Raw genomic sequence first — 19,395 nt, 5'->3', positions numbered from 1 at the left:
AACCAGGGCACAAATCGTGCCCTTGCGCTTTTTCCGCGTTAAAACACCATCACATGTAACAGCGTGCGGATCAGAATGCCGACAATCGCGCCGGGTAGTACAAAGCGGAACAGGCGAACAAAGCGGCTGGCGATGCCGAGAAAAATCCCGATCCCCGGTAAATCGAGGGTTTGCACCAGGAAGCCCGCCGAGGCGTTGATCTGCTGTGCCGTCAGTTGTCCGTGCTGCACCATCTCTGAGGCCACGCCAAAATAGGCCGTACCGCCCGCCAGGCATTTGGTCAGCGCCAGCAGCACATATACCGTGGAAATATGGAAGAACGCCAGCATGGGCGTTAACAGCGAGGTCAGCGCCTCCACCACGCCTGCCGCTTTCAGTAAGCCCACCACCGTCAGCGATAACAGCAGCATCGGCAACGACCCCAGCGACAGGCGAATCGCATCTGCGCCAGCGCCGTTAATCACCGAAATCAGCCCGGCGCGAGGCTTATCTTTATTCAGTTCGCCCTCTTCATTGTGCAAGCTGTCGGCAGAGAGCCTGCGTCCTGTGACGTACCAGGTCAGCGTTGAAGCGGCAAGACCGCCAATCAGCGAAATCACAATCGCTATGCCCCAGTGCAGGCCGAACGGAGTAAGAGGGTAAAATACATTCGCTTGACCCATGGCAAACAACATAGCGAGTGTGGCGGCAAGATGTCGGTCGGAGGTTCCGCGGCGCTCCATAATAGCCAGCGCGGCGAGCGGTGCGGCAAAACTGACGAAATTAAGCTGAATCAGGGCGAAAATCCCCATTCCGCTGATGCCAAAAGGCTTTAATACCGGGGAGGTGAGACGAACAATACCATCCAGAACCCCTTTTTCCTCCAGATACTTCATTATGATGAGCATCACCACCATGATCGGCAGCAAGGTATACAGTGCAACATCCACGGAAACCTTGCCCGCCGACATGATGATTTCAATGATATTCATGAACCACTCCGGTAAACGTACTTGCCCGGTAGTTTACACCCGCTGGCGGAACGGTAGGCTCATTCATTCCATTGGTTTTACTTATTTTCTGTAAGCGTATACAGCTTTCGCGAATGCGCTGTGTACATAAATCAGAGTGCGGGGAAAGACGTCAGGAACCTGGGTTGGCGTAGCCGCCGAGGATAAACCAGGCAAGGAAAGCGACTGCTACAATAAAAACCAGCACCGGAAAGGCAATACCAATTCTCATATACCCTCTTACGTTGTCAAAAGCCTGGAGCCTGGCCCATTAGGCTATTTTATTTGCCATTTTGGCCCTGGGCAGTGCTCGCACAAAATGTTACAGCATTTTGAACGCCACTTGCGGCGGCCCTTTAGGGCGAGTGAAGCGAGTCATCCTCACGTACTGCGTGTACGTTCCGGTTGTTGTGCGCTGTCCGTATCCAAACTGGCTGCAACAATATACGCCTACTGGGCCAGGCTCTTAGTCTACAGGAAGCCGCGTTATCTGCGCGGGAAGACAATGTTAACACAAAAACAATAAAAATGACCGTGTTACAGTCTAAAAGCGGCTACGATTCGCTGGCTCAACGGTGATTTTCAAGTAGCTGTTGGCAATATTTTCGCGGAAGTAGGCTTCCTGCTGCTGACTCATCAAAAAAACCTGCCAGATCTTCGGTGGTACGCCGAGGTACTGCTCAACGCGGCCATTACTGTGCTCAAGCTCCAGCACACTGGAGTTCGGGTCATAACCTGCTGCCTTTAGCGCTCTGCAAGAAAGGGGATGTCTTTTCATTTTTTGTCCTGTCAACGTCATAAAAGACTTTTAAGCTATCGGCAGGCGATTAAAAAGATTTACTACTGATAAGACTTTTTTTGCATAACAAAGAGCCTGGCCCACCAGGCTATTGTATTTGCCATTTTGGTCCTGGGCAGTGCTCACATCCTCACGTACTGCGTGTACGCTCTGGTTGTTGCGCGCTGTCCGTGCCCAAACTGGCTGCAACAATATACGCCTACTGGACCAGGCTCTAAGGTGAATAAATGACGCTCAGTAACCTACACATTGCGCCATGCGCTGGCCGGAACTTTCAGCCAGCGGCAGTGGTGAACAAGCTCGGCGCGGCGATGATCGCTGGCGCTGATCAGCGCTTCCAACTCTATTCCGGTTAGCTTTTGGCTCCGAAGCTCATAAATTTGTTCAACTGCATTGAGCGAGGAATAGCGGCGTAAAATACGCAGATAATAGTGGCGCAGGGTTGTCATACTACAAAGGTTAGTAGGCATGGTAATTTTCTCTTGTTTTTAAATGAATACATGTTTTCAAAATAACGTTTGTAGTGAGGTCAGTCTTATTTTCTGTATCAGCTATTGACGCGCTACGCTGTTCAGCAGTTAATAAAGTCTCCTCTCTTTGGCGAGTGCGAAAAATGATCATCATTGAACTGGCTGTGATTGGTATGCTGCTGGTTATAATTGTGTTTTCATTTTATAAACATTTTAAAGTGATTCGTTCCAGGACCGTCGGAAACACTAAAAAAAATCACCGACGATAACCTTGCTGTTATTGTTTTTTTATGCTACCCAACTCAAACGTAAACCAGGTACAGAGCATTTTTTATACGGAATTATTATGGTTTACGTTGTGAGTATTACATTTTTATTTCGACTTATCGACTGTAATCAACTGTAGGCCACCACTTTACGATTTGGTGTTTTTTGCTGGGGGCAAGGCATTATTTCTTCCTCATTTTCTGCCAGTCCAAAATCTTTGAATGGAAAAATACTGAAAGCGTAAAAAATATCAATTCTGGAGTTGGCTGAGATTTTCTTCTTAATGTTGTCTTTATGTGAGGATACTGTTTTTTTGTTAATACTCAGTAGGTTAGATATCTCATCATCGCTCTTTTCGAAGATCATGCCCTTCAGGATTGCGATTTCTCGACGACCTAGTCGAATGGTTTTTACATGGCTACTGACGCGGCCATTTATGAATTCAGTTAAAATATCTAATAAAACATCCACTTGTATCTTATCGGGAATCACAATTATAGGTGTGTGCACCAGGGTAAACGGCAAAAAATGACCTTTAGTCACAACCAGCATCCCGCGATTGGAAAAAGGCGCACTAAAATTAATGGCAATCTGTATTTCACTGCAATTTCTAATTTCTTTTACTAATTGAATTATACCTTTTTTAGTATAAGAGCAATTAATTTTGAACAATACGATATCTATATTTCTTCCCATATTAACATCCTCCCGGATCGTATGAAACTGTGTGTAAAAACATTGGCGAGTAAAAAATGGTTCCTGCTTTTTGATCCTTCTTATCTTTTCTTTATAGTTTGATCTGTATCATACTGCCAAAAAGTTGTTAACTGAGGATATTCTTATTTTTGTTTTATGCAAGCTATTACCGCTTCGCTTAGATAATTTATTTTAGCTGAGGAATCTCCCAATTGTTTCCATATTGTCGAGGAATGTCTTAATTTGCGATCTTATTTTGTGAATGAGATTTAAAGTGCTGATGGTCCCAATAAAATATGAGGGTTGGATCATGACGCATTTACATCGCATTATTTTGGTCGTTAGTTTAATTATTTCTGGATTGGCACACGCAGCACCTGTAGCCGAAGGTTCGGCTGCGGGAAGTAATGCTTCAGAGAGTGCTATTGGGAGTTCGGCCTGGGTTGGTGTCGCAGGCGTTGCCGCTGTCACCGGGCTGGCATTGCTGGCAATTGGCGGCGGGGACAACGGCAGTAACACGTCGACCAGTACCACCACCACCACCACACCGTCGAAGTGAGGTGAATTAAGACCGTAATGTGTTGCCTGATAAAAAAGGGAGCCAGGATGACTCCCTGCTGCCCTGCATAACGGACAACATCGACCAGGCTTTAGGCTGTGTCCCGTAATTGTGCGCGAGTGGCGCTGATTGCACCGCGTCTTACAGCCTGGCAACGTAGCGAATCCCCCGGTGGGACGTGAACCTATAATAAGTATTCGGGTGCCAGCATTTCAGCAATAAATGCTCGAACCGCTTGTGGGCAGCGGCGGTGCATTCGGCTTCTTCTTTATTACTGGGTATAGTGGCCTCTGCCTTTTATTACCAGCGCGGCTTGCTGGCGCTTACCAGCACTGTGATTAAAGCGGTTATAAACCCCACCTGGCGGCATGACAAGGGGCTAATGCCATTCAGCGATCCCATCGTAATTTCATATTTTCCGTAAGGTTATGGTCTTCGTATAGTGAAATCACACACATTGCTCAGATTGCGGAATTCGTTGAAACACTACGAGGGATACTATGCGAGTCATCAAACCCTTCTCTCTTGGTGCGCTTTTAGGCACCGGTTTTGCTTTCATTATTGTGATCAGTTTGTTGGTGGCGATTTTTGGGCGGACAGAATTACTCAGCACCAGCAAGCACATTGAATATTACGAGAAATATCATCTGACTAACCTGCTAGTGATGCAGGAGCTAAAGGACACCTTAAATAACGCCACTAAAGCAACCTTTATTATGGTGTTTCAGGATGACGCCGATAAACAAGAGGCAGAAGAGAAGGTCACCGAAACGGCAATCCAGCGTATCGACACGCTGGTTAAACAGTTACAGCAGAATATTCAGGGCAGCGATATTCAGCAGATGCTGGAGCGTTTTAAACAGACGCAGGCGCAATATGCCGCAGTTGTGCGCCAGACGGTGAGCATGGCTAAAAATGGCCAGATGCTCGACTCTCAGTCGATGGCGGTGGATAAACTGCAACCGGTTCAGGCACAACTGTTTAATGAAATCACCTTGATGATCCAGCGCCAGCAGGCCAGCACGACCACGGCGGCAGCGGAGACCACTGGCGGTGCGCGCGCTTCCGGCGATCTGCTGCTGATGCTGGCCGCAGCGGCAACGCTGCTTGGCGTGTTGATCGCCTGGTTTGCCACGCGGTTTATCAAGCGGCAACTGGGCGGTGAACCGGCTTATGCACTGCGTGTGGTACACGATATTGCCGAGGGCAATCTGGCAATGCCAGTGATGCTGGCGGCTGGCGATCGCCACAGCTTGTTGGCCGGGATGGAGGCAATGCGTCAAAGCCTCAATCGCATTGTGGCGCAGGTTCGTGAGAGCAGCGAATCGATCTCAGCAGGCGCCAGCGGCGTGGCGGCGGGCAGTATGGATCTCAGCCAGCGCACGGAGCAGCAGGCGGCCAGCCTGCAACAAACGGCGGCGTCAATGGAGCAAATCGGCCAGACCATTCGCCAGAATGCCGACACGGTTCGCGTCACCAACCAGCAGGCCACCGCTGCCAGCGACATTGCCGCTAAAGGCGGAGAAGCGATCGACAATATTGTGCGCACCATGGATGAGATCAGCCAGAGCGCGCGCAAAATCGGCGAGATCATTACCGTTATCGACGGCATCACCTTCCAGACCAATATCCTGGCGCTCAATGCAGCAGTGGAAGCGGCGCGAGCCGGTGAGCACGGGCGCGGCTTTGCCGTGGTTGCAGGAGAGGTGCGTTCACTGGCGCTGCGCTCCGCCACGGCGGCGAAAGAGATCAAAGGGCTGATTCAGGCCAGTATTGATTGTGTGGATAACGGCGCAACGCTGGTCAACAATGCTGGTTTCACCATCGGCGAGCTGGTTAAGCAGTCGCACCATGTCGCTGAAATGATCAACGAAATTGGCATGACCACCCAGGAGCAGGAATTGGGTGTTGCGCAGGTGAACGATGCGATTGCCCAACTCGATCAGGTAACGCAGCAGAATGCCGCGCTGGTGGGCGCCTCCAGTTCGGCGGTCGATCATTTGCGCGATCAGTCACGGAATCTGGTGGCGTTGATGAGCGTTTTCCGCACCGAACACGCCCGGCGGGAAAATTCGGCACAGCCGCTCAACACGGCACGGCTTGCTGACGCCTGAAAACCTTACCTCTGCCCGCTGGGGTAACAAAACTGACAGGATTATCATTTTCGCGTCACTTTTGAGTCAGTATCCCTGCGTTAAGGTGAAAGCTCCTTAATAAGGAGGCTTTCTCGATGGGTATGCAACAGATGGTGGTACATGAGATCCAGCAGTGGATCGATGAAAACCTCGACCGACCGCTCAGAATTCGCGATGTTGCCACGCGGGCTGGTTATTCAAAATGGCATTTACAGCGTCTTTTTCAGGAAGTGATGCAGGTACCGTTGGGGATATATATCCGCAATAAGAAGCTGGAAAGCGCTGCCGAAGCGTTGCTGACGACGGAAGATTCGATCATCACCATTTCTACGCGTTATGGTTATGACTCACAGCAAACCTTCACCCGCACCTTTGCCCGTAAATATCATATGCCGCCGGGTGTATGGCGTCGGTACCATCAAGGCTAGCGCAGAATTGACGTCACGATATGTGGTTAATCATCAGGTTGCATTTTGTCGCTAAAACGGTGAAAAAATGTCAACTAAATTTCAGCCCAACAGCGGTAAAATTGCGGCTATACCCGTCATACTTCAAGTTGCATGTGCGCTGGCTTTTTTATTCGGCTCATCCCTGAGCCTTACCCCTTCGGGGCTGCTGCTTGCAGCGTTCAAATCTGCTCCCGGCAGATTTGTCGCTCACCCCAGTCACGGACTTATGTAAGCTCCTGAGGATTACTGAGAGACATCCTGTCTCTCACCGGAGGCCAACCTTCGGTTGGGCAAATTCGTTTCCGACGAATTTGTCACTGTGTTGTCGCCTTTATGCAATTCGAATTATTTAGGGTATATGAATAGGTTTGCGGCAGGTGCCGGAACATTTAAGGAGTCGCCCCTTTGAAGCTGTTACTCATCGAAGACGAGGAAAAGACCTCGTCATATATTAATCGTGCGCTGAGCGAACAGGGTTTCACCCTTGATGTCGTTGATAATGGCGTCGAAGGGCTGCACATGGCGCTGGAGTACGAGTACGATGCGATTGTGCTGGATATCATGTTGCCCGGTATGGACGGTTACCAGATTCTGGAGCGGCTGCGTGCCTGTAAACAGACGCCGGTGCTGATGCTCTCGGCGCGCGGCTCGGTTGAGGAACGGGTAAAAGGGCTGCGCCAGGGCGCGGATGATTATCTGCCAAAACCCTTTTCGCTGATCGAACTGGTGGCGCGCATTCAGGCGCTGCTGCGCCGCAGACCTGGCGACGGCGCGGACATCACTCAGTTGCATATCCACGATCTGCACCTCGATCTGCTGGCGCGGCGCGTAACGCGCGGCGGTGACCGTCTCGAGTTGACGGCGAAAGAGTACGCGCTGCTGAGCCTGCTGGCGCGTCATCAGGGCGAAATCTTGTCGAAAATGATGATCGCCGAACAGGTCTGGGATATGAACTTTGACAGCGATGCCAATGTGGTCGAAGTGGCGATTAAACGCCTGCGCGCGAAAGTTGATAATCCTTATTCCGTTAAGCTGCTGCATACGGTGCGCGGTATGGGATATGTGCTGGAAACCCGCGTGGAGAGCAAAGCCAGTTGAACGCGCTCTCTTTGTGTAAACACTCGATTGCCGGACGCATGGCGCTGATGTTCGCCGTGGCGTATGTGTTTATCGTCGTCACCTTTGGCGTTGTGCTCAGAAGCTCATTGTATGAGTCGCTGCAAAGCCAGATGCATAACGAACTATTATTCCGCGAGTCGCTGATGGCGCCGTGGGTGGAAAACCGCCAGTCGATCGACGGCTGGAAATCCCTGTCCACCAAATTTAACACGCTCTCCTCCTATGAAGGCGGGCGCGTGAAGTACTGGCTGGTGGCCGATGACGCCCACTTTGATATGGGCGGCCCGCCGCCGAAAGGTGTTGAATGGGCTTCGCTGAAAGAGGGGTTCAGCACCGCGCCTGGTGAAACGGAAGCGTCCTGTCTGCTGTTCCTCTACTCGCGCGAAATCCCGGCGAGCGGCGAACGTCCGGCGATGCGCTATGTGGTAGCGATCGATTCCACGCCTTATATGGGCACGCTATATGAATTTACCCGCGCACTGGTGCTGGCCAGCTGTATCGGTGTCTTCCTGATTGCGCTGCTGGGTTACCTGATCGCCCGTTTCGGTATGCGTCCGGTGAATACATTGAGCGAGCAAGCACACCAACTTGCGCCGGGTAACCATGGCCAGCGTCTGCAAGCGCACACCTTGCCGGACGAGCTGCAAACGCTGGCGGTCTCGTTTAATGGCGCGCTGGAGCGCCAGGAGATCGCCTGGCGACAACTGGAGAGCTTTAATGCCGATGTAGCGCATGAATTGCGCACTCCGCTGACCAACCTGATTGGTCAGACGCAGCTTGGCTTGTCGCGTCAGCGTTCCGTCGAGGAGTTACAGGATCTGCTGGAGTCCAACCTCGAAGAGCTGGAGCGCATGACCTCCATCGTCAACGATATGTTGTTTTTATCCCATGCCCAGGCGGGCGAACACGCCACGCAACTCACCACGGTTTCTCTGCGCGAAGAGGCTTACAAAACCTTTGAGTATGTCGAGCCTTCGTTTGCTGAGAAGAACCTTCAGGTGCAGGTCGAAGGGGATGTAACGGCATCTATTGACCGCCGTCTGTTCCACCGTTCGCTGGCGAATTTACTGGAAAACAGCGCCCGCCATGCGCCGCAGGGCAGCACAATTATTGTGCGGCTGAAAAATGTCGGTGAACTGGCGCATGTCGCAGTGTCGAATCACGGCGAGGAGATTGCACAAAACCACCTTGCGCGGCTGTTTGAACGTTTCTATCGTGTGGATGCCTCCCGCACCCGCAGCGATACACACCACGGGCTGGGGCTGTCGATTGTCCGCGCAGTGGCGAATATGCATCAAGGTGATGTGTTTGCCACCAGTGTCAATGGGATCAATACCTTCGGCTTTACCCTGGCACTGAAGCGTGAGGCGGACAACCTTGAGGCTGAAAAGCGCTAAGAGCACTTTTTTATGCTGAAGCGGCGGGGAAAATCCCGCCGCACTCCTCGCGACGCAGGTTACTCCGAAGCGAAATACGTCGTTCTTCTACGTCAGATTCATCGCCTAAAGGCGTACCGGCATAGTCATGACGCTGCCGGTACTGTTTGTCACGCTGGTAGCACTGGCGCTGCGCCTCTCTATTCACCCATAACGGGACATCGCTATGAGCAACATTACCATTTATCACAACCCGGAGTGCGGCACGTCACGCAATACGCTGGCGATGATCCGTAACAGCGGCGAAGAGCCGACCGTTATTCTCTATCTTGAAACGCCGCCATCGCGTGATGAACTAACGAAGTTAATTGCGGATATGGGCATTTCGGTGCGAGCGCTGCTGCGTAAAAACGTCGCGCCTTATGAACAACTGGGGCTGGCGGAGGAGACTATCACTGACTCGCAGTTGATCGATTTTATGCTGAAATATCCGATCCTGATCAATCGTCCGATCGTGGTGACGCCGTTGGGTACGCGGCTATGTCGCCCTTCGGAAGTGGTGCTGGATATTCTGCCCGGTCAGCAAAAAGGAGCATTCACGAAAGAAGATGGCGAGCAGGTTGTGGATGCCGCAGGTAAGCGGATCGCATAACGGCTTTTCTGAGTGAGAAAAGAGAAGGGAGGCGCGACTGGCCTCCCTTTTCATTCACTGTCTGCCGGATATCCGGCCTGCGGCTTATTTATACAGTGTTGCAACACCATAATATTTATCATCGCCACCGGCAGAAACGATTTTAAAGCTGCTGGCACCATCCTGAGTTGCTTTCTGTCGCAACTGGTGTTGCAGGTCACTTAAGGTATCTGCACCGGACACGGAGACGCTGCCAATCTCGTTCAAACCGGCTGTGGACGTCACTTGCGTTGCTGCCCATGTTGCCGTTGAGAAAATAACCAGAGTCGTTGCGAAAAGCGCTGCTGTAACCTTTTTCATCTTAACCACCTCATACTATACAGAAGTAAAAAATCGTCTTTACAGCTGCTATTTTACGCGGCGAGGCTGACAATATTCTGACCTGAAAATTACGAACTTGTCAGATAACAAAACTCAACAATTCTTTTAATAAAAAGAGGTTACGTACAGAGAACAATACAATCTCCGCGGAGGGGAAAAGAGGCGGCGAGTGCCGCCTCTGTAGAGAATCAGAACTGGTAAACCATACCTACAGCAACAACGTCATCGGTATTGATGCCAGCCGCCTGGGTGAATTTATCATCATCGATCAGGTTAATTTTATAATCGACGAACATATTGAAGTTTTTGTTGAAATAGTAAGTTGCACCCAGGTCAACATATTTTTCGATATCTTCATCACTATAGCTAACACCGCTGGTATTGCTGCCGATTTTTTTGCCTTTCAGCGCGTTATACGCAACGAACGGCTGTAAGCCAAAATCGAACTGATAGCTGGCGTAGGCTTCGAAAATCTGCGATTCGTTAGCATAACCGAAGGTTTGCGTATCGCTGGATGAACTACCAAAGCGTGAAGCGTTATACGCCTGAGTAAACATGGCTGCCAGATAAATATTATTGGCATCATATTTGATTGCGCCGGAATAGGCTTCAGCGCGTTTGCCGCTGCCATAAATATTGGCCGTATCATTCTGCGCATTAGTACGATCAGCAGAACTCATTGCACCGACAACGCTTACGCCTGCGCCAATTTTATATTCCAGCGACATACCATAGCCGTCGCCATTCTGGCGCAGCACATTACGGCCGGCACCAGATTCTCCCGCTCCGTCATTTTTACCCTGATATTGCAGGGAGAAATTCAGGCCATCAACCAGGCCGAAGAAATCAGAGTTGCGGTAAGTCAGCATGCCGTTACCACGGCTGAACATAAACTGATCGGAACCGTAGGTCATGCCATCGAACTCAGGCTGCATATCGGTATAACCCAGTGAGTCATACAAAACGCCTTTATTACGACCGTAATCCAGTGAGCCGTAATTGGCGAATTTTAAACCAGCAAAACCATAACGAGTGCGTGGTGTATTGGTGTCGCCTTCGGATTTATTGGCATCGATATGCATCTGCCACTGGCCGTAACCCGTGAGCTGGTCGTTGATTTGGGTTTCACCACGGAAACCAAGACGCATATAAGTCTGGTCACCATCCCAGCCGCTATTATCAGAAAAATAATGTTCTGCTGAAATTAAACCATATAAGTCTAACTTATTACCGTCTTTATTATAGATTTCTGCTGCCTGTACGGAAGAGCACAGTACCGCAGCAGAGACTAAAAGACTCAGTTGAGAAATTTTCATATAAATAAACCCTTAGAAATTGCCACTGTTTTTTAATAGCAACAAGAATCTGCCACCATTTATGAAAATGGTTCATGGTTAATTCAAGTTGTAACGTACTGTTTATCACCCAGGATCCGCTGCTGTAAATATGTAAATTATTTTTAGCACAGATTGATAAATATTTACCTTGATTCAGTTGAACTATTTTTTATCGCACATATCGATAATATTTTAGGGCCATAACCAGGTTAGGTTGATAGCGTTTTATTAACCTCATTGCATTTTTTAGTTGTCTATTGCTTATTTTTTATATCCCGGGGTGTTCCCCGGGAGTTTTATTGGCAATATGTGCTTTTAAATTTCAATGGTTAATCAGGCAGTTTTTATTGTTCACTGCTAATAGCAGATGTTTGATTTTCGAATATCTGTCGCTGCCGCATGGCTAAATATAATTAATATGAATAGAAAATATTAACATAGCAGTAAAATAAAAAAGACCGGAAATTCCGGCCTCTTGCTTGAAAATTTGTTGTCCTCATCGTGGCTTCTCGTGCCGGGGAAACGGTGGCGGCTTACCAGCGGCAACATGCCAGGCAAAAATGGGGCGGCTGATGAAAAAATCCGACATCAGGATCCTCAAAAGAAAAGGGCAGGTAGAATCAAATTGGTGCGTGGGAGGTGTTTGTCTTGCCGTTCAAACGCCGAAAGCGCGAGGGTGGTAAACGGTATTTTTTTGCAAAACTACGGGTGAACGACTGCTGCGAGTCGAAGCCATATTTCAACGAAATTGAGAGTATGCTTTCGTCACTCTGGATTAAATCGCTTGCCGCCATTTCCAGTTTTTTGTCGCGAATATAATTCGCCAGGTTGGTATTTTTCACTTGATAGAAAACACGTTGCAGATGCCACTTTGAATAGCCGGAACGCTGTGCCACATCTTCTATTTTCAGTGGCTTATGAATATTTCTGTCAATCCAGATTATTAACTCATCAATGATATGTTCGAGTTTAACCACTGAAGCATCCTTTTTAGTAACCTTGATTTTTTGTCAAATACAATCCCGGTTGATTAAAATACCAGACGTCTTCGGTGAATGAGCGGAGGGGATTGCCGCGCCGTTATTTATAGAGTTCGGCATCACCGTGAAGTTTATTATTGCCGGTTGTTGCTAAGACCCGAAAAGCGCTCGCGCCTTGCTGATCGGCTTTATCGGCAAGCTTATTCACCAGTTCGTCCAGCGTCAGCGCATTGCTGACAGAGACCACGCCAATTCTTTGTTTGCCGGTACTGTCGCTAATTTGCTCAGCCGAAAAGGCCTGTTGTGCTGTACCTAAAATAAACAGAGTGGTCATGATAAAAGTAAAACGTTGCATAAAAACCTCGTCAGTTTTGTGGGGAATATTACTGCCATAACGAGCGTGATAATACCGCCTGGATGAGTGCTGATTAAGAGGTGATTATTACTTGAGGTTATGAAGTAAATTCATTAAAGGTGATCTAAAAAGTCGGCTATAGCATGAAAACAAGTGACCTGCTTCGCAGTTAGAGCCATTTTGCCGCACGATTCGTGAATTATGAACATATATTTAATGGCAGGCAGAGTGTAGCATAACTCGCAATGATGTAATCTGACAAAGGAGCAGAAATGCTAAAAGATAATTTTAACGATCTGTTCTATTTAATTGTGGTGGCGCGGGAGCGGAGTTTTACCCGAGCGGCAGCAAAATTAGGTGTATCGCAATCTGCGCTCAGCCATGCTATTCGCGGGCTGGAAGAGCGGCTGCAAATTCGCTTATTAACACGCACTACCCGCAGTGTTACGACAACCGAAGCGGGTGAATCATTAATTAATAGTATTGGCCCGCGTTTTAACGAGATTGAGGAAGAACTGATTGTGCTGACCGATATGCGCGATCGGATAGCGGGAAATATTCGTATCACACTTGGCGAACACGCTTTGCATTCCACCGTATGGCCTGTGCTGCAACCTTTTCTCGAAACCTACCCCGATGTTCACGTTGAATTAACTATCGATAATACCCTGACTGATATTGTTGACGGGCGTTATGATGCCGGTATCCGCCCTGGCGAGCAGGTTGCCAAAGATATGGTGGCGGTGCGTATTGGCCCCGACTGGCGCATGGTTGTGGCGGGTTCTCCTGCTTATTTTGCTCGTTACGGTAAACCGCAAACACCGCATGATTTACAGAACCACAACTGTATTAATATGCGCTTGCCGACGCCTGGTGGGTTATATGCATGGGAATTTTCTAAAGACGGACAGGAGATCCGCGTGTGGGTGGAAGGGCAATTAACCTTCAATAATCTGGCTTCGCGTATTAATGCGGCAACCAGCGGAATGGGGCTGGCGTTCGTACCGGAAGATTGCGTGGCCGATGCGGTGGCACAGGGAACACTTGAGACAGTGCTCGATGAATGGTGCGAACCTTTTCCGGGCTACTTTCTCTACTATTCGAGCCGTAAACAGCATACCGCCGCCTTTGCACGTTTAATTGAAACGCTGCGTTATTTTGTGCATTGAATAATGCCAGATGGCGTAACACCATCGTCCCTGAGGTTACTGCGTTTCTATATCAATTTAATAGATTCTGGTAACGAGAAAATTATCAATTGGTTAATAAAGCGATTATGCGGATGTCTTTATGAGCGATATTCATAGATAAAAGCAGCAGCGAAATAACAAGCGGAAAAACGCAATCTACCAACACGCTGACAGCTTGATGGCCTTCTGGTTAGGTGTGCATGCATTATTCCATTGCTAAGAATAATAGCTTGAAGTGTTAAATGACTTGGCGAAATATCAGCGTATGCTGACGCCGGGAGTTGCCTGAAAAGGATTTCTACACATAAAAATTAATGTTGGGAATAGCGCACAAAATCAATGCTACGAGAGAATATTGTCAATCTGTTATCGTTTATTGAAGTGGCTCGTGAGTGCAGTTTTACGAAAGCGGCGGCAAGACTCGGCGTTACCCAATCGACATTAAGTCATTCGGTGAAAACGCTGGAGGAGCGTCTGGGGGTGAAGTTGCTGATCCGTACCACACGTAATGTCGCACCAACGGAAGCTGGCGAACAGTTGCTGAATATCCTTGTTCCGCGTCTGGGAGAAATTGATGAAAAGCTTAACGATCTAGCGAGCAATAATAGTTTGCCAGTGGGGAATATTCGCATTGCCACCAGTGAACATGCGGCGGATGCTTATTTATGGCCAAAAGTAAGAGAATTCCTGGAGGCCTGGCCAAAAATTAATGTCGAACTGTTTATTGACAATGGTTTTAATAATATTGTCGCTGAACGTTTTGATGCTGGCGTCAGGCTGGGAGAATCCATTGAAAAAGATATGGTTGCGGTACGCATTAGCCCCGATTTTCGTATGAAAGTTGTCGGTTCTGCCGATTATTTTTCACGTTATTCCGCACCTGTGACACCGGATGATTTACATCAGCATCAGTGCATTAATTTTCGTCTCTCGACGAGCGGAGGGATTTATTGCTGGGAATTCGCCGGGGCCGGGCAGGAAATAAAAGTGAAAGTGAAAGGGCGATTTATTGTCAATACGGTGAGGCAGTGTGTTGAAGCTGCGAGCGCCGGGCTTGGTCTGGCTTATGTACCTGAGGATCTTGTTAACGATGCGCTGGCATCCGGCGAATTGGTACAGGTATTAGATGAGTGGTGCCCGGTTTTTCCCGGTTATTTTCTCTATTACCCGAACCGGCAACAGCACAGTAATGCTTTCCATTTGTTTATTGAAGCCGTGCGTAGCCATCCGCTTTGAAAAAACCTTCCCGATAATAAGGTTTAAGCACCCTTTCAGCAGGGAACGTGTAACCTTTCTCACCACCTGCAGTATTGGTAAATCAAATTGCTCCAGCTTGCGCTTCAGATGATGCATTATCTGCCACAAACGCTAGCTGGAGCTGATGGCCTCAGAGGCTGTCAGAAGGAATATCGTTGGTCCATTTGGTTGCCGCTTTAACCAGCTCCGCAATCATGCTGCGGTTGAAACCCAGACGGTGACCAAGGGCGCTTACCTCTTCCCACTGATGCTGTTCGTAGAGTTCGATCAGGCGCAGGTAAGGGTACAACGCGCCTTTCTTTTCCCGCAGCGCCAGCATGACGTTGGCAGAAATATCAATCTGACTTATCAGATCCGCCATCGGCATTTCAAAAATGCTGTCGAGCTGTGAAAAGAGGCCGACAATAAAGGCATCGTCTGCGGAGTGGCGGCTGATAGAGTGCGCCGAGGCCAGTTCGCAAAACTTGGCGCGAATCAGGCTCTGGCGATAAATATCATCGGTCTCATCTTTATTCACCGATGTCAGGCAGGAGACCAGTACGAAGCGGCGCAACTCGTTGGCGCCAAGATAGAAGATAATGTCTTTTAACGACTGGCTGCGGATATGTTTAATGCCGCGGGCGTTAAAGACAATGTTTTGTGCATAACGCATGATTTTGAACGACAGCGCCAGATCCTGCTTCAGCAACGCTTCGATCTTATTGAAATCCGGTGAATCGGCATTCACCTCTTTCATCAGCTTCAGGGTGATGGCCTGGTTCTGGATCAGCTTGTTGGCGGCGTGGATCACCGGCTTGCTGAAAAAATGACCCTGAAACAGCGTGCATCCTATATTTTTAAAGCACTCATACTCTTCCTGAGTTTCGACTTTTTCTGCCAGAAACACCGTATCTTTTAGTAAGGTGCCTTTGTCTTTGATATAGCCGCTTATTTCTTCCGGGGTGTTTACCCGCACATCAAATTTAATGATGTTGATGTAGGGGAGAAAGTCATCCCACGTATCACCAGGCTCGAAGTCGTCCAGCGCAAGGCGAAAACCGTGAGCAGAGAGCTGTTTTACCGTGTGCAGCAGCAGCGACGTTGGTTTGGCCGTTTCGAGGATTTCCACTATCACCCTGTCTTTCGGCAACGTTTCCGCCATGCCCTGCACCAGCAATTCATAGGGGAAGTTGACGAAAATAGCGCTGTATTCTTTCAGGCGGCCCAGTGGCGAACCGAGAAATTGTTCCACAATAATTTGAGCAGTCGCGTACTCCGGCGTTACGTCCGGAAATCGGTTTGTCATACTGTCTCTGAACAACAACTCGTAACCGACTGTGTTCATATTTGCATCAAAAATCGCCTGGCGGGCGACAAAAGAGAACATGCGAAACTCCATTTACAGATGCCAGTAAATCTTTTAAAAGTCGGTAATACGCGAGCTTGACCAGGTCAATCCCCGCCATTTTTTCCGTAGGGTAAAATGGAAGCCTGGACGAAAACGGAAAAGGCGCAAGTCGGAGCTGGGGAAGGCAGTATCTTTTGTAAACTTCTGCGGAATTTAAGTCAAATTCAGAATTGCAGGATCGTACAGTATTGCGATATTTATCGGCAACTGAGGCAAGAAAATAACCCGACGGCAGACAATCGGGCTACTTCCCATACTGACATCAGATCTTGCGCGCCACAACACCGGCTTTTTCCAGCATCGCGTGCAATAACACATTGGCGCCGACGCTTACCTGTTCTGGCGATGAATATTCAATTTCGTTATGGCTTATGCCGTCTTTGCAGGGAATAAAGATCATTCCGGTCGGTGCCAGCATACTCATATATACGGCGTCATGTCCGGCTCCTGAAACAATATCCATATGAGAATAACCTAATTGCTGCGCCGCCCGGCGTACAGCCTCCTTACAATCGGCATGGAAGGGCGCTGCCGGGTACTGCGACACCTGGCGCAGAGCGATATCCAACCCGGTTTTCTGCGCTGTTTGCTGGATAACGGCTTTCAGTGCCACATCCATCTTATCGACCTCTGCATCGGTCATATTGCGAAAATCGATAGAGAAGGTGACGCTGCCCGGCACCACGTTACGGCTGTTAGGATGCACCTGCACCATGCCCACGGTTCCGCGCCCGTGCGGGGCAAACTGGTTGGCGATGGTGATCACCTCCTGCATCAGGCCGGTTGCTACTTGCAGTGCATCTTTGCGCATCGCCATTGGCGTTGGGCCAGCGTGCGATTCCATACCTGTAACCGTACAGTCATACCAACGGATCCCCAGCACCGCCTGCACTACGCCGATGGCAATATCCTGCTCTTCCAGAATCGGCCCCTGCTCAATATGCGCTTCAAAATAGGCGCCAATCGGATGCTGGCCTGGCGTATGCTCGCCCGCATAGCCAATTTTGCGCAGTTCATCATATACTGTTTTGCCTGCGGTATCGGTCGCCGCATAGGCCTGCTCCAGCGTAAAGATCCCGGCAAAAACACCAGAACCCATCATCACCGGAACAAAGCGTGAGCCCTCTTCGTTCGTCCAGAACACCATTTCGACAGGCGCGTCGGTTTCAATAGCGTTGTCGTTGAGCGTGCGAATCACTTCCAGTGCGGATAACACGCCAAAATTACCGTCGAATTTGCCACCGGTCGGCTGGGTATCGATATGGCTCCCGGCCACGATGGGCGGCAGGCTGTTATTTCGCCCTGCACGACGCATAAAGACATTGCCGATTTGGTCTATTTCCACCGACAGTCCGGCCGCTTTGCCCCAACCGACTACCAAATCGCGCCCCTGGCGATCAAGGTCGGTGAGCGTCAGGCGACAACAACCGCCTTTCGGTGTCGCGCCGATTTGCGCCAGATCCATCAGCGATTGCCACAGACGCTGGCCATTAATGCGCAGGTCGCCCGTCGCAACCACGGCGTTCGGTGCGGAGATCGTTTCACTCATCTTTTTTCTCCCAAATTAACGTTGTACGGCCTGCGGCGCGCGATGGCGCTCCCAGACCGCAGCGGCGCTGAAATCCGGTCCGAAGGCCGGGCGTTTGATATAGCGGCCTGCGCCTTCACGCGCGCGCAGTGCACCGTCAGCCCAGACCACCACGCCCTGGCTGAGGGTATAGACCGGAACGCCAGTGACGATGCGGCCCTCGAAAATATTGAAGTCGTTGCGTGAATGATGGGTCGCAGCGGACAGCACCTTGCTGCCCTGCGGATCCCACAGCACCAGATCAGCATCCGCGCCGGGCGTGACCGCACCTTTACGTGGGTAGATGTTAAAGAGCCGCGCAGTATTGGCTGAAGTGATGGCGACAAACTCACTCGGCGTCAGACGGCCGCTGTTAACCCCTGTATCCCACAGCACTGCCATACGCTCCTCCACGCCGCCGCAACCGTTCGGGATCGTGGTGAAATTATCCTGTCCAGCGGCTTTCTGGCTGGCGCAGAAGGTGCAGTGATCGGTGGCGGTGGTATGAAGCTGACCGGACTGCAAACCATGCCACAGCGCAGCCTGGTGCGATTTATCGCGAAACGGTGGGCTCATTACATGGGCGGCGGCGAAGGCGAAATCGGGGTGGCGGTAAACGCTGTCATCCACCACCAAATGGCCGGCCAGCACTTCACCGTAAACGCGCTGACCACGGCCGCGCGCGCGGGCAATCGCTTCTGCTGATTCCCGGCAGGAGACATGCACTACGTAAATCGGCACGCCCATAATGCTGGCGACGGTAATAGCGCGGTTGGCGGCTTCGCCTTCCACTTCCGGTGGGCGCGAGAGAGGATGTGCCTCCGGACCGGTGATCCCTTGTTTCAGCATCTCCTGTTGCAGCAGGTACACCATCTCGCCATTTTCCGCATGCACTGTTGGCATGGCGCCTAACTCCAGGCAGCGGCGAAAACTGTTCATCAGCGTTTCGTCATCGCACATGATGGCGTTTTTGTAGGCCATAAAGTGTTTAAAACTGTTCACCCCTTCTTGCTGTACAAGTTGTCCCATATCCTCGCGTACGCTCTCATCCCACCAGGTAATGGCGACGTGGAAGCTGTAGTCGGCGGCGGCTTTTTCTGCCCAACCGCGCCACTGCTGATACGCCTCCATCAGCGGTTGCTGCGGATTGGGGATAACAAAATCGATAATCGTTGTGGTACCGCCCGCCAGCGCGGCGGCTGTGCCGCTGTAGAAATCATCGACCGTTGTCGTACCCATAAACGGAAAATTCATATGGGTATGCGGATCGATACCTCCGGGCATCACGTACAGGCCTCCGGCATCGACAACGTCTGTATGTGCCGGAAGATCCCACTGCGAGGCGTCGCCAACGGCGGCGATCAGGCCATCAACGCACAACACGTCGGCGCGGCGCTGACAGTCCGCATTGACCACCGTGCCACCTTTAATCAACACATTACACATGCTCT

Annotated in this window: 21 protein-coding genes; 8 read left to right on the top strand and 13 right to left on the bottom strand. The window is 50.1% G+C overall.

What is annotated here, in order from left to right; all coding sequences use genetic code 11:
- Positions 1 to 38: 38 nt before the first annotated feature.
- The 5 genes from GA0061070_RS05760 to GA0061070_RS05745 all read right to left on the bottom strand — a co-directional run bounded on the left by GA0061070_RS05760 (position 39) and on the right by GA0061070_RS05745 (position 3,221).
- On the bottom strand, positions 39 to 971 hold the full coding sequence (locus GA0061070_RS05760) for a nucleoside recognition domain-containing protein (protein ID WP_090134430.1): 933 nt from the start codon (positions 969 to 971) through the stop codon (positions 39 to 41).
- Between the two features lie 151 nt (positions 972 to 1,122).
- Positions 1,123 to 1,221: a YoaK family small membrane protein gene (locus GA0061070_RS24670; protein WP_035889721.1), complete on the bottom strand. Its 99-nt coding sequence runs from the start codon at positions 1,219 to 1,221 to the stop codon at positions 1,123 to 1,125.
- 312 nt (positions 1,222 to 1,533) lie between these two features.
- On the bottom strand, positions 1,534 to 1,767 hold the full coding sequence (locus GA0061070_RS05755; protein WP_090134428.1) for a KTSC domain-containing protein: 234 nt from the start codon (positions 1,765 to 1,767) through the stop codon (positions 1,534 to 1,536).
- Positions 1,768 to 2,030: 263 nt separating this feature from the next.
- Complete coding sequence (locus GA0061070_RS05750) at positions 2,031 to 2,258, bottom strand: Hha/YmoA family nucleoid-associated regulatory protein (protein WP_090134426.1); 228 nt, start codon at positions 2,256 to 2,258, stop codon at positions 2,031 to 2,033.
- A gap of 396 nt (positions 2,259 to 2,654) precedes the next feature.
- On the bottom strand, positions 2,655 to 3,221 hold the full coding sequence (locus GA0061070_RS05745; protein WP_090134424.1) for a LuxR C-terminal-related transcriptional regulator: 567 nt from the start codon (positions 3,219 to 3,221) through the stop codon (positions 2,655 to 2,657).
- 310 nt (positions 3,222 to 3,531) lie between these two features.
- Between GA0061070_RS05745 and yjbE the strand changes: the two genes are divergently transcribed.
- From yjbE to GA0061070_RS05715, 5 genes are all read left to right on the top strand, one after another.
- Positions 3,532 to 3,780, top strand: a complete 249-nt coding sequence (yjbE, locus tag GA0061070_RS05740; protein ID WP_090134493.1) for an exopolysaccharide production protein YjbE — start codon at positions 3,532 to 3,534, stop codon at positions 3,778 to 3,780.
- A gap of 500 nt (positions 3,781 to 4,280) precedes the next feature.
- Positions 4,281 to 5,894 (top strand): methyl-accepting chemotaxis protein, encoded by a 1,614-nt coding sequence (locus tag GA0061070_RS05735; RefSeq protein ID WP_090134422.1) that lies wholly within the window; start codon positions 4,281 to 4,283, stop codon positions 5,892 to 5,894.
- 116 nt (positions 5,895 to 6,010) lie between these two features.
- Positions 6,011 to 6,343, top strand: a complete 333-nt coding sequence (locus GA0061070_RS05730; protein WP_043954427.1) for a helix-turn-helix domain-containing protein — start codon at positions 6,011 to 6,013, stop codon at positions 6,341 to 6,343.
- Between the two features lie 426 nt (positions 6,344 to 6,769).
- Entirely contained in the window at positions 6,770 to 7,462 is a 693-nt protein-coding gene (locus GA0061070_RS05720; protein ID WP_090134418.1) for a heavy metal response regulator transcription factor, read from the top strand.
- Positions 7,463 to 7,473: 11 nt separating this feature from the next.
- Positions 7,474 to 8,880: a heavy metal sensor histidine kinase gene (locus GA0061070_RS05715; RefSeq protein WP_090134491.1), complete on the top strand. Its 1,407-nt coding sequence runs from the start codon at positions 7,474 to 7,476 to the stop codon at positions 8,878 to 8,880.
- 10 nt (positions 8,881 to 8,890) lie between these two features.
- Here the strand turns inward: GA0061070_RS05715 and GA0061070_RS25100 are convergent, their stop codons facing one another.
- The gene (locus tag GA0061070_RS25100) at positions 8,891 to 9,067 is read right to left on the bottom strand and encodes a hypothetical protein (RefSeq protein WP_167353535.1); all 177 of its coding nucleotides are present in this window, start codon (positions 9,065 to 9,067) and stop codon (positions 8,891 to 8,893) included.
- Positions 9,068 to 9,085: 18 nt separating this feature from the next.
- Between GA0061070_RS25100 and arsC the strand changes: the two genes are divergently transcribed.
- On the top strand, positions 9,086 to 9,511 hold the full coding sequence (gene arsC, locus GA0061070_RS05710) for a glutaredoxin-dependent arsenate reductase (RefSeq protein ID WP_090134415.1): 426 nt from the start codon (positions 9,086 to 9,088) through the stop codon (positions 9,509 to 9,511).
- An 84-nt stretch (positions 9,512 to 9,595) separates the two neighbouring features.
- Here the strand turns inward: arsC and GA0061070_RS05705 are convergent, their stop codons facing one another.
- From GA0061070_RS05705 to GA0061070_RS05690, 4 genes are all read right to left on the bottom strand, one after another.
- The gene (locus GA0061070_RS05705) at positions 9,596 to 9,850 is read right to left on the bottom strand and encodes a YdgH/BhsA/McbA family protein (RefSeq protein ID WP_090134413.1); all 255 of its coding nucleotides are present in this window, start codon (positions 9,848 to 9,850) and stop codon (positions 9,596 to 9,598) included.
- A 209-nt stretch (positions 9,851 to 10,059) separates the two neighbouring features.
- Positions 10,060 to 11,187 carry a porin OmpC gene (gene ompC / locus GA0061070_RS05700; protein WP_090134411.1) on the bottom strand — a complete coding sequence of 376 codons (1,128 nt, stop codon included), beginning with the start codon at positions 11,185 to 11,187 and terminating at the stop codon, positions 10,060 to 10,062.
- A 641-nt stretch (positions 11,188 to 11,828) separates the two neighbouring features.
- Positions 11,829 to 12,185 (bottom strand): helix-turn-helix domain-containing protein, encoded by a 357-nt coding sequence (locus tag GA0061070_RS05695; RefSeq protein ID WP_090134409.1) that lies wholly within the window; start codon positions 12,183 to 12,185, stop codon positions 11,829 to 11,831.
- A gap of 103 nt (positions 12,186 to 12,288) precedes the next feature.
- Positions 12,289 to 12,543 (bottom strand): YdgH/BhsA/McbA family protein, encoded by a 255-nt coding sequence (locus tag GA0061070_RS05690; RefSeq protein ID WP_090134407.1) that lies wholly within the window; start codon positions 12,541 to 12,543, stop codon positions 12,289 to 12,291.
- Between the two features lie 272 nt (positions 12,544 to 12,815).
- On the opposite strand from GA0061070_RS05690, the gene GA0061070_RS05685 reads away from it, so the two are divergent.
- Together GA0061070_RS05685 and GA0061070_RS05680 are read left to right on the top strand one after the other, a co-directional pair.
- Positions 12,816 to 13,712: a LysR family transcriptional regulator gene (locus GA0061070_RS05685; protein WP_090134405.1), complete on the top strand. Its 897-nt coding sequence runs from the start codon at positions 12,816 to 12,818 to the stop codon at positions 13,710 to 13,712.
- Between the two features lie 360 nt (positions 13,713 to 14,072).
- Positions 14,073 to 14,969 carry a LysR family transcriptional regulator gene (locus GA0061070_RS05680; RefSeq protein ID WP_090134403.1) on the top strand — a complete coding sequence of 299 codons (897 nt, stop codon included), beginning with the start codon at positions 14,073 to 14,075 and terminating at the stop codon, positions 14,967 to 14,969.
- 151 nt (positions 14,970 to 15,120) lie between these two features.
- Here the strand turns inward: GA0061070_RS05680 and GA0061070_RS05675 are convergent, their stop codons facing one another.
- From GA0061070_RS05675 to hydA, 3 genes are all read right to left on the bottom strand, one after another.
- A complete protein-coding gene (locus GA0061070_RS05675; protein WP_090134401.1) occupies positions 15,121 to 16,356 on the bottom strand; it encodes an EAL and HDOD domain-containing protein in 1,236 nt (411 codons plus the stop codon).
- A 283-nt stretch (positions 16,357 to 16,639) separates the two neighbouring features.
- Complete coding sequence (locus tag GA0061070_RS05670; protein WP_090134398.1) at positions 16,640 to 17,926, bottom strand: Zn-dependent hydrolase; 1,287 nt, start codon at positions 17,924 to 17,926, stop codon at positions 16,640 to 16,642.
- A gap of 15 nt (positions 17,927 to 17,941) precedes the next feature.
- Positions 17,942 to 19,390, bottom strand: a complete 1,449-nt coding sequence (gene hydA, locus GA0061070_RS05665) for a dihydropyrimidinase (protein ID WP_090134396.1) — start codon at positions 19,388 to 19,390, stop codon at positions 17,942 to 17,944.
- Positions 19,391 to 19,395: the final 5 nt, after the last annotated feature.

The sequence above is a fragment of the Kosakonia oryziphila genome, from assembly GCF_900094795.1.
Taxonomy (GTDB): domain Bacteria; phylum Pseudomonadota; class Gammaproteobacteria; order Enterobacterales; family Enterobacteriaceae; genus Kosakonia; species Kosakonia oryziphila.
The sequence above is the reverse complement of the archived record's forward strand: the minus strand, read 5'-3'. Positions and strand labels throughout refer to the sequence as shown.